At 64.0% G+C, this 15,960-nt stretch carries 17 protein-coding genes; 11 read left to right on the top strand and 6 right to left on the bottom strand.

Annotated elements, in window-relative coordinates:
* Window positions 1–92 precede the first annotated feature (92 nt).
* Window positions 93–1,352, bottom strand: coding sequence for an MFS transporter (locus tag AB7531_RS24470; RefSeq protein WP_063983527.1), 1,260 nt, complete (start codon window positions 1,350–1,352; stop codon window positions 93–95).
* Window positions 1,353–1,408: 56 nt separating this feature from the next.
* Window positions 1,409–2,662, bottom strand: coding sequence for a tyrosine--tRNA ligase (gene tyrS, locus AB7531_RS24465; protein ID WP_063983526.1), 1,254 nt, complete (start codon window positions 2,660–2,662; stop codon window positions 1,409–1,411).
* 164 nt (window positions 2,663–2,826) lie between these two features.
* On the opposite strand from tyrS, the gene AB7531_RS24460 reads away from it, so the two are divergent.
* The 3 genes from AB7531_RS24460 to AB7531_RS24450 all read left to right on the top strand — a co-directional run bounded on the left by AB7531_RS24460 (window position 2,827) and on the right by AB7531_RS24450 (window position 5,054).
* Complete coding sequence (locus AB7531_RS24460; RefSeq protein ID WP_063983525.1) at window positions 2,827–3,930, top strand: anhydro-N-acetylmuramic acid kinase; 1,104 nt, start codon at window positions 2,827–2,829, stop codon at window positions 3,928–3,930.
* 112 nt (window positions 3,931–4,042) lie between these two features.
* Complete coding sequence (locus tag AB7531_RS24455) at window positions 4,043–4,720, top strand: glutathione S-transferase family protein (RefSeq protein WP_231144955.1); 678 nt, start codon at window positions 4,043–4,045, stop codon at window positions 4,718–4,720.
* Between the two features lie 10 nt (window positions 4,721–4,730).
* A complete protein-coding gene (locus tag AB7531_RS24450) occupies window positions 4,731–5,054 on the top strand; it encodes a DMT family transporter (RefSeq protein ID WP_028148768.1) in 324 nt (107 codons plus the stop codon).
* Here AB7531_RS24450 and AB7531_RS24445 read toward each other — a convergent pair.
* Together AB7531_RS24445 and AB7531_RS24440 are read right to left on the bottom strand one after the other, a co-directional pair.
* Complete coding sequence (locus AB7531_RS24445; RefSeq protein ID WP_063983524.1) at window positions 5,051–5,563, bottom strand: DUF1697 domain-containing protein; 513 nt, start codon at window positions 5,561–5,563, stop codon at window positions 5,051–5,053. The genes AB7531_RS24450 and AB7531_RS24445 overlap by 4 nt on opposite strands.
* Window positions 5,564–5,571: 8 nt before the next feature.
* A complete protein-coding gene (locus tag AB7531_RS24440) occupies window positions 5,572–6,219 on the bottom strand; it encodes an alpha/beta hydrolase (RefSeq protein WP_014495555.1) in 648 nt (215 codons plus the stop codon).
* Between the two features lie 345 nt (window positions 6,220–6,564).
* Between AB7531_RS24440 and AB7531_RS24435 the strand changes: the two genes are divergently transcribed.
* The 8 genes from AB7531_RS24435 (at window position 6,565) to AB7531_RS24400 (ending at window position 14,107) form a co-directional block, all read left to right on the top strand.
* Window positions 6,565–7,704 (top strand): cysteine desulfurase family protein, encoded by a 1,140-nt coding sequence (locus AB7531_RS24435; protein ID WP_063983523.1) that lies wholly within the window; start codon window positions 6,565–6,567, stop codon window positions 7,702–7,704.
* Window positions 7,705–7,819: 115 nt separating this feature from the next.
* The gene (gene sufB / locus AB7531_RS24430; RefSeq protein ID WP_063983522.1) at window positions 7,820–9,316 is read left to right on the top strand and encodes a Fe-S cluster assembly protein SufB; all 1,497 of its coding nucleotides are present in this window, start codon (window positions 7,820–7,822) and stop codon (window positions 9,314–9,316) included.
* A gap of 62 nt (window positions 9,317–9,378) precedes the next feature.
* Complete coding sequence (sufC, locus tag AB7531_RS24425) at window positions 9,379–10,131, top strand: Fe-S cluster assembly ATPase SufC (protein ID WP_028161255.1); 753 nt, start codon at window positions 9,379–9,381, stop codon at window positions 10,129–10,131.
* Between the two features lie 11 nt (window positions 10,132–10,142).
* Complete coding sequence (sufD, locus tag AB7531_RS24420; protein WP_063983521.1) at window positions 10,143–11,447, top strand: Fe-S cluster assembly protein SufD; 1,305 nt, start codon at window positions 10,143–10,145, stop codon at window positions 11,445–11,447.
* The gene (locus AB7531_RS24415; RefSeq protein WP_063983520.1) at window positions 11,444–12,691 is read left to right on the top strand and encodes a cysteine desulfurase; all 1,248 of its coding nucleotides are present in this window, start codon (window positions 11,444–11,446) and stop codon (window positions 12,689–12,691) included. Before sufD ends, AB7531_RS24415 begins: the two co-directional genes overlap by 4 nt.
* On the top strand, window positions 12,688–13,059 hold the full coding sequence (locus tag AB7531_RS24410) for an SUF system Fe-S cluster assembly protein (RefSeq protein ID WP_014495549.1): 372 nt from the start codon (window positions 12,688–12,690) through the stop codon (window positions 13,057–13,059). The genes AB7531_RS24415 and AB7531_RS24410 overlap by 4 nt, the downstream gene beginning before the upstream one ends.
* A gap of 49 nt (window positions 13,060–13,108) precedes the next feature.
* Window positions 13,109–13,507 carry a HesB/IscA family protein gene (locus AB7531_RS24405; RefSeq protein ID WP_080586712.1) on the top strand — a complete coding sequence of 133 codons (399 nt, stop codon included), beginning with the start codon at window positions 13,109–13,111 and terminating at the stop codon, window positions 13,505–13,507.
* A gap of 162 nt (window positions 13,508–13,669) precedes the next feature.
* Window positions 13,670–14,107 carry a TfoX/Sxy family protein gene (locus AB7531_RS24400; RefSeq protein WP_063983519.1) on the top strand — a complete coding sequence of 146 codons (438 nt, stop codon included), beginning with the start codon at window positions 13,670–13,672 and terminating at the stop codon, window positions 14,105–14,107.
* A gap of 99 nt (window positions 14,108–14,206) precedes the next feature.
* Here AB7531_RS24400 and fabA read toward each other — a convergent pair whose 3' ends face one another.
* Window positions 14,207–14,737, bottom strand: a complete 531-nt coding sequence (gene fabA / locus AB7531_RS24395) for a bifunctional 3-hydroxydecanoyl-ACP dehydratase/trans-2-decenoyl-ACP isomerase (RefSeq protein WP_028161259.1) — start codon at window positions 14,735–14,737, stop codon at window positions 14,207–14,209.
* 104 nt (window positions 14,738–14,841) lie between these two features.
* Entirely contained in the window at window positions 14,842–15,909 is a 1,068-nt protein-coding gene (locus tag AB7531_RS24390) for a GGDEF domain-containing protein (protein ID WP_063983518.1), read from the bottom strand.
* Between the last annotated feature and the right edge of the window lie 51 nt (window positions 15,910–15,960).

The raw sequence follows: 15,960 nt of genomic DNA, 5'->3' as shown, positions 1-15,960 counted from the left end.
CCGGTTGCGCCCGACTGTTTCGCACGCGGCGCAGCGTGTGTCGCCCGTAATTTCCCGGTGACGCGGAGGGATGCAGGTTACGTCGGGGAGACCTACTCCCGCAAGGCGGGGACAATCAGAAATGGAATCATTCCGAGGATCACGCTCGCAAGTGCGAAGACGAGCAGGAGATTGTAGCCGTGCGTGAAGTCGTGGATGAGGCCGCCGCTCCATGAGCCGAACGCCGAGCCCAATCCGCTGCCGATCGAGATGGTGCCGAAGATCGTGCCGACGCGCTTGCCGCGAAAAATCTTCATGGCGGTCGCTGTAATCAGCGGGCCGCGCGAGCCCATCATGCTGCCGAAGCAGACGACGAAGCCGGTGAGCAGGATGATGTTCGGATAATACTGCAAGAGCCAGAGCAGGACGATGCCGATGATCGAGATCGCGTAGCTGAGCAGCACCGAGGGCCGGCGCCCGATCAGCCCGTCGAGCGCGGATACGCCGAGCATGCCGAACACCAGCACCACGCCCGAAAAACCCCAGGCGGTCGCGGCCTGGAGCGGCGGAAAGCCGGCGTCGATGAGATAGGCCACGATCTGCGCCGCGATCGAATACATGCCGACCGCGGTGAAGAAGAAGGTCGAGAACAGCGCCCAGAAAGCGTGGTGGCGCATCGCGCTCACGAGCGTCCAGCCGTTGTCGATGAAATCAGGATCGGTCTTCTTGGTGACATGCGGCGAGCCGACCGCGAACATGCGCCAGGGCAGAAGCAGCAGTGGCACGAGCAAGCCGAGCGCGGCGAAGCCGTAGACCTGATAGGCTTCACGCCAGCCGAGATGATCGATCAAAAGCTGCGAGGTCGGGAGCAGCGCCAGCACGCCGCCGCCCATCGCCGAATAGACCACCGCCATCGCGGTCGGCAGCCGTGGCCCAAACCAGCGGCCGAGCAGGATCGAGTTCGGCACAATGCCGATGAAGGCGACGCCAATGCCGACGCAGAGGCCGATCGAGAGCTGAAATTGCCAGAGCGCCTGCGCGTGCGCCGCGATCAGGAAGGCCGAGCCGAGCAGGAAAAGCCCGAGTGCGTAGACGATGCGCGGTCCGGAATGGTCGAACAGGCGCCCGACCAGTGGCGCGGTCAGCCCGCTGATCAACCAGGTCAGTGAGTAGATCGAGACGACCTGCGCACGGTCCCAGCCAAAGTTTTCGGAGATCGGCTTGAGGAAGACAGTGAAGCTCTCGCTGAGGCCGCGGCCGAGGACGGCGAGCGTGAAGCACAGTCCGAGCACGATTAGTGCGGTGCGCACCGCATCTCGCTGCGTGCGTACGGCTTGTTCCCTCGAAGTTTCCCTGGGCGTGTTTTGATCCATTGCCGGTCAGGGAGCGCGCTTCGGCGCGCCCTGACAAGCATCAAAAGCTCATAAGCCTATGCAGGCCGGATGAGGACGTGCTTCTTCTTGCCGAAGGACAGCTTGATCACGCCCTCAGGCGTCAGATTGGCCGCAGACAGCGCCATCTTCTCGTCGCTGACGGACTCGTCGTTGACGCGCAGGCCGCCGCCCTTGATCTGGCGCCGTGCCTCGCCATTGGAGGCAACCAGGCCTGCCTTGACGAAGGCGTTGAGCACGCCGAGGCCGGCGTCCAGCTCGCCGCGCGGAATTTCCACCGTCGGCAGGCTTTCGGCCAGTGCGCCTTCCTCGAAGGTGCGGCGCGCGGTTTCAGCCGCCTGGTTTGCGGCGTCGCGTCCGTGCAAGAGCGCGGTCGCCTCGGTCGCAAGCACCTTCTTGGCCTCGTTGATCTCCGAGCCGCCGAGCGCCTCGAGCTTCCTGATCTCGCTCATCGGCAGCGTCGTGAACAGCTTCAGGAATTTGCCGACGTCGGCGTCCTCGGTGTTGCGCCAGTATTGCCAGAAATCATACGGCGAGAACTGGTCGGCGTTCAGCCAGACCGCGCCCTGCGCGGTCTTGCCCATCTTGGCGCCGGATGCGGTCGTCAGCAGCGGCGTCGTCAGCGCGAACAGCTGGTGGGTGCCCATGCGGCGGCCGAGATCGACGCCCATGATGATGTTGCCCCACTGGTCCGAGCCGCCCATCTGCAATTTGCAACCGGTGCGCTTGGCGAGCTCGACGAAGTCGTAGGCCTGGCAGACCATGTAGTTGAACTCGATGAAGCTCATCTCCTGCTCGCGCTCGAGGCGCAGCCGCACGGAGTCCATGGTTAGCATGCGGTTGACCGAGAAATGCCGGCCGACGTCACGCAGCATCTCGATCCAGTTGAGTTTTGTCAGCCACTCCGCATTGTCGAGCATGACGGCGTCGCTCTTGCCGTCGCCGTAGCGCAGCACCTTTGCGAACACGCCGCGGATCGATTCCTTGTTGGCCTCGATCTCGGCGACCGTGCGCATCGCGCGGGTCTCGTCCTTGCCAGAGGGATCGCCGACCATGGTGGTGCCGCCGCCCATCAGCGTAATCGGCTTGTTGCCGGACTGCTGGAGCCAGTGCAGCATCATCATGGTCAGGTAGTTGCCGATGTGCAGCGAGCGGGCGGTGCAATCGTAGCCGACATAGGTGGTCGCTTCGCCCTTGGCGGCGAGCGCGTCCAGCCCCTCGAAATCGGAGCACTGGTGGATGAAACCACGTTCCTGCAGGGTGTTGAGGAAATCCGATTTAAATGCAGTCATCTGTCGGCGAGCCTGACAATTCTTGGTTTACTGTTTCGGGTGCAATTTAAGGGTCTCCCGTGGGAACTTGATTGCCACCCGCCACTTTGCCTGTGGCATTATAAGATGTGTCCCTCTGGCACAAGATCGGCATGCCGGAGGGGGTCTCTTGAGGACGCTGATCCATGATGTTGACGGCACTCGGTTTGATGAGCGGCACCTCGCTGGACGGGGTGGACGTCGCGCTGATCGAAACCGACGGAAAGCAAGTGAAGGCGTTCGGGCCGTCCGGTTACCGGGCCTACAGCCCGGCGGAGCGCAATCTGCTGCGCCAGGCGCTGAGCGAGGCCGTGCACCTGCCGCGACGCGATGCCCGCCCGGGCGTTCTGGCCGAGGCCGAGCGCGCGGTGACGCTGGCCCATGCCGAGGCTGTGGCCGCCTTCATCGCCCAGAACCGAATGAAGCCGGAGGACATCGACATCGTCGGCTTCCACGGCCAGACGGTGCTGCATCGCCCCGAGAAGCGGCTGACGGTCCAGATCGGCGATGCGCCGGCGCTCGCCAGGGCGATTCATATCCCCGTGATGCACGACTTCCGCGCCGCCGACGTCGAGGCCGGCGGGCAGGGCGCGCCGTTCGTGCCGGTCTACCACCGGGCGCTCGTCCATTCGCTGGAGCGCGAAGGGCCGATCGTCGTCGTCAATATCGGCGGCGTCTCCAACATCACCTATATCGACGGCAACGACACGCTGATCGCCTGCGACACCGGACCGGGCAACGCGCTGCTCGACGATTTCATGTACCGCACCATGAACCAGGCCTTCGATGCGGAAGGAAAGTTCGCGGCGCTCGGCAAGGCGGACGAAGCCTGGATCGCGCGGGGACTGGAACTGCCGTTCTTCGCAGCTCCGCCGCCGAAATCGCTCGACCGCAACGACTTTGCCGCGCTGAAGCTCGGCGACGTCCCGCCGGCCGATGGCGCCGCGACCCTGACCGCCTTCACCGCGGCGGCGATCGCCCGGATCATCTCGCTCCTGCCGCGCCGTCCGCGGAGCTGGATCGTCTGTGGCGGGGGCGCCCGCAACCTCACCATGCTGCGGATGCTGCGGGAGCGGGTGGGCTCGGCCACCGTCGAAGCCGCCGAGACGCTCGGCTGGGCCTCCGACGCCATCGAGGCGCAGGCCTTCGGCTTCCTGGCCGCCCGCGGCCTCAAGGGCCTGCCGCTGTCCTACCCCGCCACCACCGGCGTGCCGATGCCGATGACGGGCGGCGTGATGGCGCGGCCCTGACGTCCGGACCTTAAGATCAGAGGTCGGTTGATGCATATGCATCGATCTTGACGAGTGAATGCAATTGCATCTATATTGGATGCAGTTGCATCAAACCGCCGGGATCATTGCCATGACCGCTTCACTGAAACTCATCAGCCACAAGCTTTGCCCGTATGTGCAGCGCGCCGTGATCGCGCTCAAAGAGAAGGGCGTGCCGTTGGAGCGGATCGACATCGATCTCGCCAACAAGCCCGACTGGTTTCTGAAACTCTCGCCGCTCGGCAAGGTGCCGGTCGTGGTGGTGACGACGGAGAAGGGCGAGGTCGCGCTGTTCGAGAGCAACGTGATCTGCGAATACATCGAGGAGACGCAGGCGGGCCTCAAGCTGCATCCGGCGGATGCCTTGAAGCGCGCCGAGCATCGCGCCTGGATGGAGTTCGGCTCGGCGATCCTGGGTGACCTCTGGGGTCTGGAGACCACGACCGATCCGGCGACGTTCGAAAGCAAGCGCCAGGCGGTTGCGGCGAAATTCGCGCGCGTGGAGGCAGCGCTCGGCGCGGGGCCTTACTTCGCAGGCGATGCGTTCAGCCTCGTGGATGCGGTCTTCGCCCCGATCTTCCGCTATTTCGACCTGTTCGACGAACTGACCGAGCACGGCATCTTCAGCGATCTGCCGAAGGTCCGCGCGTGGCGCGTGGAGCTTGCGAGACGTCCGAGCGTGCGCGCCGCGGTCGGCGCGGACTATCCGCAATTGCTGCGTGCCTTCCTGGTGCGCCACGACGCGCATCTGCTGAAGCTTGCGGCCTGAGCGCACGCCAATGTCGCAATCCATGGCCTGGCTGATGCTGGTGATCGCCGGTGCGCTCGATGTCGGCTGGGCGATCTCGATGAAATATGCGGAAGGCTACACGCGAGCAGGCTGGAGCATCGCCTCGCTCGTGCTGCTCGCCGCCTTCGTCTTCCTGCTCGGACGCGCTTTGCAGGTGCTGGAGGTCGGCGTCGCCTACTCGGTGTGGACCGGCATCGGCGCGGCCGGCACCTTCCTGTTGGGCGTCGTGCTGTTCGGCGAGACCTTGAGTGCGATGAAGCTTGCCGGCATCGCGCTCGTGCTGATGGGGATCGCCGCGCTCAAGCTGGCCTAGATCTCCGCGGCCATCTTCGCGAGCGTTGCGACGGTATTCATGTTGCGCGCGGTGCCGGTCTTGGCGGCGGGGATGACGAGCTTCGACGTCCCCATGCCGTCGCCATAGTGCACGTAAATCTCGCGACGGCCGAGGCGGAGCTCTTCGTTGTTCTGGCCGCGGATGCTGGTAAGCGCGTCTTCAGGTGGCGCCCTGTCGAGGAAGATCGCGACGGTGCGATTGGGCGCAGCCTTTGGAAAAGGATTGTCGGCCGAGACTTGCGCCATCTCGGCGGCGCTACGCACGAGCACCCCGACCGGCGCGCCGGCGTAGGCGTGCAGGCGCTTTTCGAGGGCGGTCTTGATTACAGCTTCCGACTTGCGGCTCGTGAAGACGACGTTGCCGCTCGCAATATAGGTGCGCACGGCGGCGAAGCCGAGCTCCTCGCACATGGCCTTGAGCTCGCTCATCGGCAGCTTGCCGGTGCCGCCGACATTGACGGCACGCAGCAAGGCGACGAAGCAGCCCATTTGAAGCCTTAGCGCACGTTGGCGAGGCGCATGTCGAGATAGGCCGTGATGGTTTCCATCAGCGGCTCGAGCTTGGCGTCGAAGAAGTGGTTGGCGCCGGGGATGACCTGCTGGTCGATCACGATGCCCTTCTGCGTCTTCAGCTTCTCGACCAGCGTGTTGACGTCCTTGGGCGGCACCACCGCATCCTTCTCGCCATGCACAATCAGGCCCGACGACGGGCAGGGCGCCAGGAACGAGAAGTCGTAGAGGTTGGCCGGCGGTGCGATCGAGATGAAGCCCTCGACCTCGGGACGGCGCATCAAAAGCTGCATGCCGATCCAGGCGCCGAAGGAGAAGCCGGCGACCCAGCAGGCGCGTGCTTCGGGATTGATGGTCTGCGCCCAGTCGAGCGCTGCGGCCGCATCCGACAATTCGCCGGTGCCGTGGTCGAACGAGCCCTGGCTGCGGCCGACGCCGCGGAAGTTGAAGCGCAGCACCGAGAAGCCGCGATGCGCGAAGGCGTAGTAGCACTGGTACACGATCTGGTGGTTCATCGTGCCGTGAAACTGCGGATGCGGATGCAGGATCATCGCGATCGGCGCGTTCTTCTGCTTGGCCGGGTGATAGCGGCCTTCGAGACGGCCAGCAGGGCCGGTGAAAATGACTTCAGGCATGATGATCTCTTGATTGATCCCTTGAAGACGCTCTTCAGCAATCAACCGATTGTGCGGACTTCATCGACTGCTGTGCCGATCAAACCGCGAATGGAAGAGTGGAGCGGCGCCCTCGGATGGTGCGCGAGCGGCGCGCGGTGAACTGACGCGGGCGTTCTAACATGAGGCGAGGGTCAAAAAGCAAGCATCTTGAACATCCGGCAATGGGCTCAAGATGTTAGCGCGTCATGGCGGCGTCATTGAGCGGTGGGGATTCGGAATCGAGTTGCCAAGTGCTCCACGGGGGCCCATGTCGGGCTCCAGGACGGGCACACCAACCCGATCCATGGAGTAATATATTACCTTATGCCGAGCCGCGTGTATCTCGACTGGAATGCGACCACGCCGCTGCGTGCCGAAGCGCGGACCGCGATGCTCGCCGCCTGGGAGCTGATCGGCAATCCGTCCTCGGTTCATGCCGAGGGGCGCGAGGCGCGCCGGCTGGTCGAGGAAACCCGCGCCACGCTCGCGGCGGCCGTCGGTGCATTGCCGCGGAACGTCGTCTTCACCTCAGCCGGAACCGAGGCCAATGCGCTGGCGCTGTCGCCCGGTCTGCGGGGGTCGTCCGGCCGCCTCGTCGAACGCCTGTTGGTCTCGGCTGTCGAGCATGCCTCGGTGCTGTCAGGCGGCCGGTTCCCAGCGGACAAGGTCAACCAGATCCCTGTCACACGCGCCGGCGTCATCGACCTCGACCATCTGAAGGCGTCGCTCGGCGACGGCCCGCCGGCGCTGGTCTCCATCATGGCTGCGAACAACGAGACCGGCGCGATTCAGCCGATCGCAGAGGCTGCCGGGATCGTCCACGAGGCCGGCGGGCTCCTGCACGTCGATGCGATCCAGGCGCTGGGGAAAATCCCGTTCGATATCAAGACTGTGGACGCAGACCTTGCGACCTTTTCCGCGCACAAGATCGGCGGCCCCAAGGGCGTCGGCGCGCTGGTCCTGGCGGAGGGGATCGCCGGACTGGAACCCGTGCTGCGGGGCGGGGGGCAGGAGCTGAGCCGGCGCGCGGGAACCGAGAATGTCGCCGGCATCGCCGGATTCGGGGCAGCGGTGAGAGCCGCCCTTCAGGCTCTGCCAGAGGATGTGGAGCGGATGGCAACCCTCAGAGATTCCTTGGAGAATGGTATCCGCGGGATCGCTGGCGCGGTGGTCTTCGCGAATGACGTCAAGCGGTTGCCAAATACCATCCTTTTCACTGCCCCCGGCCTGAGCGCCGAAACCGCCGTGATCGGCTTCGATCTCGAAGGCGTGGCCGTGTCCTCGGGCTCGGCCTGTTCTTCAGGCAAAGTGCAGCCGTCTCACGTGCTGTCGGCGATGGGGTATGATGCCACCGTTGCCCAGGGAGCGGTGCGTCTCAGTCTGGGCTGGTCCACGGAACCAGATGACATCAACAGGGCGTTAGAGGCTTGGCGAAAGCTTGGTAATACCCTACTTAGAGCCTAAGCGACGAAACACGGCTTGAACGGTTCTAAGCGCGTGCTTTCTGCGGAAAAACATCGTAATACTCGTCCAAGTTTGTGATCCACCGCGGTCCTTGAAACCGCGAGCGGAGGATAGAATGCCAGCCGTGCAAGAGACGGTCGAGCGCGTGAAGCGCATCGACGTCGATCAGTATCGTTATGGGTTTGAGACCCTGATCGAGTCCGACAAGGCCCCCAAGGGACTGTCGGAAGAGACCGTCAAGTTCATCTCCGAGAAGAAGAACGAACCCGCCTGGATGCTCCAGTGGCGGCTCGAGGCCTATCGGCGCTGGCTGACCATGACCGAGCCGACCTGGGCGCGTGTCGACTATCCCAAGATCGACTTCCAGGACCTCTATTATTACGCGGCGCCGAAGCCGAAGAAGACGGTCACCTCGCTCGACGAGATCGATCCGGAGATTCTGAAGACCTACGAGAAGCTCGGCATTCCCCTGCGGGAAGTCGCCATGCTCGAAGGCGTCGAGCCGAAGCCCGGCGATCAGGATCCGGCCCGGCGCAAGATCGCGGTCGACGCGGTCTTCGATTCGGTCTCGGTTGCAACCACGTTCAAGGCCGAGCTGAAGAAGGCCGGCGTGATCTTCATGCCGATCTCGGAGGCGATCCGCGAGCATCCCGAGCTGGTGCAGAAATATCTGGGCTCGGTGGTTCCGACCTCGGACAATTTCTACGCGACGCTGAACTCGGCGGTATTTTCGGACGGCTCGTTCGTCTACGTGCCGCCGGGCGTGCGCTGCCCGATGGAGTTGTCGACCTATTTCCGCATCAACGAGCGCAACACCGGCCAGTTCGAGCGCACGCTGATCATCGCCGACAAGGGCTCCTACGTCTCCTATCTCGAAGGCTGCACCGCGCCGCAGCGCGACGAGAACCAGCTGCACGCCGCCGTGGTCGAGCTCGTTGCGCACGATGATGCCGAGATCAAATACTCGACGGTGCAGAACTGGTATCCCGGCAATTCGGAAGGCAAGGGCGGCATCTACAATTTCGTCACCAAGCGTGGCGACTGCCGTGGCGACCGGTCCAAGATTTCCTGGACCCAGGTCGAGACCGGCTCCGCCATCACCTGGAAGTACCCGAGCTGCATCCTGCGTGGCGACAATTCCAGCGGTGAGTTCTACTCGATCGCGATCTCGAACGGTTTCCAGCAGGTCGATTCGGGTACCAAGATGATCCACCTCGGCAAGAACACGTCGAGCCGGATCATCTCGAAGGGCATCGCCGCCGGCAAGTCGCAGAACACCTATCGCGGGCTCGTCACCGCGCACCGGAAAGCGACCGGCGCGCGCAACTTCACCGCGTGCGATTCCCTGCTGATCGGCGACAAATGCGGCGCGCACACCGTGCCGTATATCGAGGCCAAGAACTCCTCGGCGACGTTCGAGCACGAGGCGACGACCTCGAAGATCTCCGAGGACGTGCTGTTCTACTGCATCCAGCGCGGTCTCAGCCAGGAAGAAGCCGTCGGCCTCGTCGTCAACGGTTTCGTCAAGGACGTGCTTCAGCAGCTGCCGATGGAATTCGCGGTGGAAGCGCAGAAGCTGATCTCGATCTCGCTTGAAGGGTCGGTCGGCTAATCGCCGACCCTCGCGGTGCGCTACGGCGCTCCATGCATCATTTGAATAGACTGGACACCAAGATGGCTTTGCTTGAAGTGAAGGATTTGAAGGTTCGTGTCGAGGAGCGTGAGATCCTCCACGGGCTGACGCTGACTGTGAACGAGGGCGAGGTTCACGCGATCATGGGGCCGAACGGCTCCGGCAAATCGACGCTCTCCCACGTCATCGCCGGCAAGCCCGGCTACGAGGTTACCGACGGCCAGATCCTGTTCAAGGGCGAGGACCTGCTGGAGATGGACCCCAACGAGCGCGCCGCGAAGGGCGTGTTTCTGGCGTTCCAGTATCCGGTCGAGATTCCCGGCGTCGCCACCATGACCTTCCTGCGCACCGCGCTGAATGCGCAGCGCAAGGCGCGCGGCGAGAGCGAATATTCGACCCCGGACTTCCTGAGGAAGGTCCGCGAGGTCTCGAAGTCGCTGAACATCCCGCAGGACATGCTCAAGCGCGGCGTCAATGTCGGCTTCTCCGGCGGCGAGAAGAAGCGCAACGAGGTGCTGCAGATGGCGCTGTTCGAGCCGAGCCTGTGCATCCTCGACGAGATGGATTCGGGTCTCGACATCGACGCGCTGCGCATTGCGGCCGACGGCGTCAACGCGCTGCGCTCTCCCAAGCGCGCGATGGTCGTCATCACCCATTATCAGCGGCTGCTGAACTACATCGTGCCCGACGTCGTGCACGTGATGTCGAAGGGCCGTGTCGTGAAGAGCGGCGGCAAGGACTTGGCGCTGGAGCTGGAAGCGTCCGGCTACGCCCAGTTCGAGGATGCCGCGTAAGGAATTTTAGGATGAACGTTGCTGTGGCAAAGACCGGAAACGGCCGTGCGGTGAGCGATCTCTTCGCCAGCGCCGAAGGCCGCCTGCCGGGTTCGCCTTCTGTGATCGCGGTACGCCGCGAGGCGTTCGAGACCTATGAGCGTCTCGGCCTGCCGCATCGCCGGATCGAGGAATGGAAATACACCGACCTGCGTGCACTGGTCGGCGAGGTGCTGCCGCTTGCAGCCAGCCCCGATGCGGCAGCGCTGAAGCGTGCCGCGGATGCCGTCAAGGCGCATGCGATCGAAGGCGCCCGCAAGCTGGTGCTGGTCGACGGCGTGTTCGCGGCCGATCTCTCCGACGTCAAGGCGCTTGCCTCTGAGGCGGGCCTCAAGATGCTGCGGGAAGCGCTGGAGAAGGACGCAGGTCTCCTGAAGACCGCGGCCACCGATGCCGTGATCGCGCTGAATGCGGCGCTGGCAACCGACGGCGTCGTGTTGTCGATCGCCGACGGTGCGCAGCTGTCCGCGCCGATCCAGATCATCCACATCGCGACCGCTTCGTCCGCGTCGGCTTTCAGCCGTTCGCGGATCGCGGTCGGGAACGGCGCTCGCGCCACCATCATCGAGAGCTTTGTTGCGGCCGGTGCCAAGGCCTACCAGGTCAACGACGCCGTCATCCTCTCGGTCGGCGACAATGCCGACGTCGCGCATATCCGCCTGTTGGACGATGCACCCGACGCAGTGAATGTGACTTCGCAGTTCGTCACGGTCGGCGCGAACACGAAGCTCAATTTCTTCAACATGACGACTGGCGCTGCCGTCAGCCGCCTCCAGGGCTTCATCACGATGGCGGGCGAGGGCAGCGACCTCTCCGTCAACGGCGTGAACCTGCTCCAGAAGACCGAGCACGGCGACACCACGCTGGTGGTCGATCATGCCGTGCCGAACTGCGTCAGCCGCGAGGTCTTCCGCGCGGTGATCGACGATCGCGCCCATTCGGTGTTCCAGGGCCGCATCATCGTCCGTCCCGACGCGCAGAAGACCGACGGCAAGATGATGACCCGCGCGCTGCTGCTTTCGGACGAAGCCGAGGCCGACAACAAGCCGGAGCTCGAGATCTTCGCCGATGACGTCTCCTGCGGCCACGGCGCCACTGCCGGCGCCCTCGACGACAGCCTGCTGTTCTACCTGAAGGCGCGCGGCCTCCCGGAGAAGCAGGCCCAGGCGCTGCTGATCCAGGCTTTCGTGGGTGAGGCGATCGAGCAGATCGCCGATGACGGTTTGCGCGAGCACGTGATCGGTATCGCCGAGCGCTGGCTGGAGCGGCGCCAATGAGCACGCATCCCGCAGTCAAGAACGGTGCCTACGACGTCGCACGCGTGCGCCAGGATTTTCCGGCGCTCGCCATGCAGGTCTACGGCAAGCCGCTGGTCTATCTCGACAACGCCGCCTCGGCGCAGAAGCCGAGCGCCGTGCTCGACCGCATGACGCAGGCCTATACGTCCGAATACGCCAACGTGCATCGCGGCCTGCATTACCTCGCCAATGCCGCCACCGAGGCCTATGAGGGCGGTCGCAGCAAGGTTGCGCAGTTCATCAACGCGCCGCGGACCGAAGAGGTCATCTTCACCCGCAACGCGACGGAGGCGATCAACCTCGTCGCGTCGTCCTGGGGCGAACCGAACATCAAAGAGGGCGACGAGATCGTCATCTCGATCATGGAGCACCACTCCAACATCGTGCCGTGGCATTTCCTCAGGGAACGCCATGGCGCCGTGATCAAGTGGGCGCCGGTCGACGACGAGGGTAACTTCCTCATCGACGAGTTCGAGAAGCTGCTGACGTCGAAGACCAAGCTGGTCGCGATCACGCAGATGTCGAACGCGCTCGGCACCATTGTGCCGATCAAGGACGTCGTGAAAATCGCCCACGCCCGCGGCATTCCCGTGCTCGTCGATGGCAGCCAGGGTGCAGTGCATCTGCCTGTCGACGTCCAGGATCTCGGCTGCGATTTCTATGTCTTTACCGGCCACAAGGTCTACGGGCCGACCGGCATCGGCATCCTCTGGGCCAAGTACGAGCACCTCGTCGCGATGCGTCCCTATAACGGCGGCGGCGAGATGATCCGCGAGGTCTCGCGCGACATCGTCACCTATGGCGATCCCCCGCACAAGTTCGAGGCCGGCACGCCCGCGATCGTCGAGGCCGTGGGCCTTGGCGCGGCCATCGACTACGTCAATTCGATCGGCAAGGAGCGCATCGCCGCCCACGAGCACGATCTCACCACCTATGCCCAGGACCGGCTGCGCGAGATCAATTCGCTGCGGCTGATCGGCACCGCCCGGGGCAAGGGCCCGGTGATCTCCTTCGAGCTCAAGGGCGCCCACGCCCACGACGTCGCCACCGTGATCGACCGCCAGGGCATCGCCGTGCGCGCCGGCACCCATTGCGTGATGCCGCTTTTAGAGCGGTTCAATGTAACCGCCACCTGCCGGGCGTCGTTCGGCATGTATAATACGCGGGAAGAAGTCGATCATCTGGCACAGGCGCTGTTGAAGGCGCGGGATTTGTTCGCATGAGTGACACGGCCGAAGTCAAAGCCAATCCGATGGAGACCCAGTCGGCGCTGCCGCCTGAGGAGACCGAGCGTCTCACCACCGAGATCATCGCGGGCCTCAAGACCGTGTTCGATCCGGAGATCCCGGCCGACATCTACGAGCTCGGCCTGATCTACAAGGTCGAGATCAAGGACGACCGATCGGTCGACGTCCAGATGACGCTGACGACGCCGAACTGCCCGGCTGCCGGCGAGCTGCCGACCATGGTCGAGAACGCGGTCGCCAGCGTCCCCGGCGTCGGCGTGGTCGACGTCAAGGTCGTCTGGGAGCCGCCGTGGTCGCCGGAACGCATGAGCGACGAGGCCCGCCTCGTGCTCAACATGTGGTGACGGTCTCAGCTCGCATTGAATTCGCTCAGCAACGGACCACATAGATAACATGACCCAGGCAACACCAGCTTCGACACCAAAGCCCCGGCGGCCACGCCCGCAGGTGATGCGGCTGACGGATGCCGCGGCCCAGCGCATCAGCGAGCTGACGAGCCGCGCCGATTCCGAGATCGTGGGCCTGCGCGTCGGCGTGAAGAACGGCGGCTGTGCCGGCCAGTCCTACACGGTCGAATACGCCCATGATGTCCGCCCGACCGACGAGGTGGTCGAGGACAAGGGCGTCAAGATCCTGGTCGATCCCAAGGCCGTGCTGTTCCTGCTCGGCACCGAGATGGACTACAAGGCCGACAAGATGCAGGCCCAGTTCGTCTTCAACAACCCCAACCAGGTCTCCGCCTGCGGCTGCGGCGAGTCGGTCGAGCTGCGGCCCGCGAAGATCGACGGGTAAGTCGCTGTCGTCCCCGCGAACTCAGGGGACCATACCGCGTGATCTGGCGATGACGCTCGGTATCAGTACCAAGCTTTCCTGGCTGGTAGTCTTCGCTAAACTCCTCCCTGTGGTTATGGGTCCCCGCGTTCGCGGGGACGACCGTGGGGAGACAGCTTGGCCATGGACCGCGAATTCCTGATCGACCTGTTCGCCGATTTCGGCCCCGTCACCATCCGCAAAATGTTCTCCGGCTACGGCATCTCCGCCGACGGCATCAACTTCGCGCTCGCCTTGCGCGCGGGCCTGTTCTTCCGCGCCGACGAGGTCACCATCCCGGACTTTGAAGCGGAAGGCTCGAAGCCGTTTCAGTATTCGACCCGCGCCAAAACCGTGCTGGTGAATTCCTATTGGGAATTGCCGGCGCGCCTGTTCGACGATTCCGAGGAGCTTGCGCAATGGGCGAGGGCAGCGCTCGCCGCCGCCCAGCGCGCCAAGGTGAAGAAGCGGCCGAAGGGGAAGAAGGCGGTGGCGAAGAAAACGCCGGCGAAGAAGACTGTGAAGAAGCGAGCAGCCAAGAAAGCGGTTCGTAGGGTGGGCAAAGCGACTCGTCCGCCGTAGCTCGTAGAGCGAAGGCGGAAGCGTGCCCACCATTCAGGATGAAGGTGCTGGAGAGATGGTGGGCACGGCGCTGCGCGCCTTTGCCCACCCTACGAGACCTCAGTCCACCGCCTTGGTCAGTCCGACCCTCATGTCCTTGGCGATGAAGACGCCGACGCCGTCGGCCAGCACGCGACCGTCGGCAATTCCGAGCACCAGCTTGCCGCGCCGGACCATACGCATGGCGACCTCGTAGCGCACGCGTCGCGTCTCCGGTGTGACCAATCCCGTAGCTTCGACCTCGCCGACGCCAATGGCGCGGCCCTTGCCCGGTGAGCCCGACCAGCCGAGCCAGTAGCCGATCATCTGCCACATCGCATCCAGTCCGAGGCTTCCCGGCATCATCGCGTCACCGCGATAGTGGCAATCGAAGAACCAGTGGCCGGGGACAATATCGAGCTCGCCGACGATGTGGCCCTTGCCGAACTCGCCGCCGTCCAGGCTGATCTCGGTGATGCGATCCATCATGAGCATCGGCGGGGCCGGCAATTGCGCGTTGCCCGGGCCGAAATAGCCGCCGTCGCTCGATCTCAGCAGTTCATCCCTGGTGTACGACGGCTGCGGTGTGTGAAAGTCATGGGGATTGGGCAAGACGACAAGTCCTCTCGACGCTCGCAGTCGGGCGGCGGGGAAGATGTCGTTCGGCGGATTGGAATGTCAAGCGCCGGCCGTCTCTTCGGCGCGCTGCTTCGGCGTCAGGCCACCCGGCTGTGCGACTCGATCGCGAACTCCGGATCGGCCTCGCAGATCACGCGGTTGCGCCCGTTGCGCTTGGCGGCATAGAGGCAGGCATCGGCACGCTCGATCAGCGCGTCGGGATCGTCGCCCTGCTTGAGCATGGAGACGCCGACGGAGATGGTGACGCGGCCGAGGATCTCGCCGGTCGATTTCTTCTTCAATTCCTTCGCCATCACGGCGCGGCGGATGTGATCTGCAACGGTGAGGGCCTGGCGCAGCGCCGTGTTGGGCAGCAGGACCGCGAATTCCTCGCCGCCATAGCGCGCGGTGATGTCCTGTCCCTTGATGGTCTGCTTCATGGACAAGCCGACCAGCCGCAACACCTGGTCGCCGGTGAGATGGCCGTAGGAATCGTTGAACGATTTGAAATGATCGATGTCGAACAGCAGCAGCGACAGTGGCTCGCCCGAGGCGAGCGCGCTCTGCACGGCCATGCCGATCATGCGATCGAAATATTTGCGATTGCCCAATCCCGTAAGCGGATCGGTCAGGCTCTCGGCGCGGATCGCCTCCAGGCTCTGCTGGAGATTGCTGATCTCGTTCTTGGACAGCGTCAGCCGGTCTTCCAGCGCCTTGTTGGTCTCGCGCATCTCGCTGGTCGAACGCAGCAGCGTCTCGACGACTGACTTGATCTGGTCGCGGCTCTTGGCCGACGACAGTTTCTCGGTCGCGCCCGACAGGCTGGCATCGTAGGAGCCGGTCATCCCGAGCGCTTCGCTCAGCACCTTCATCACGTCGTCGATCTCGCCGATGACGCGTGCGCCGACCTTGTCGATGCGGTCGGTGGTCTTGATGTGGGAAAGATAGGTCTCGTAGATCTGCTCGAGATCGCCTTCGGTCAGCTTGCCGTGGCGTGCCAGCGTCTCGTTGATGATCTTGTTAAGCGGTGCGTTATAGCCGGTGGCGTAGACGTACCAGATCTCGTAATTGCGGGGAATTGCGGTCTGTCGAAGCGAACGGATCTGACCCAGAGCCACTTCGGCGAACGCCATCGTGCGTTCGTGTTCGTCGAGCACCTTGACCACGGAACATACCCCACAGCGGTCGGCGCGCCATCGACCGCAGCAATGCTTAAA

Origin of the sequence: Bradyrhizobium sp. 63_E2_N1_3, assembly GCF_052076005.1 — a bacterium.
Lineage (GTDB): Bacteria > Pseudomonadota > Alphaproteobacteria > Rhizobiales > Xanthobacteraceae > Bradyrhizobium > Bradyrhizobium barranii.
The sequence above is the reverse complement of the archived record's forward strand: the minus strand, read 5'-3'. Positions and strand labels throughout refer to the sequence as shown.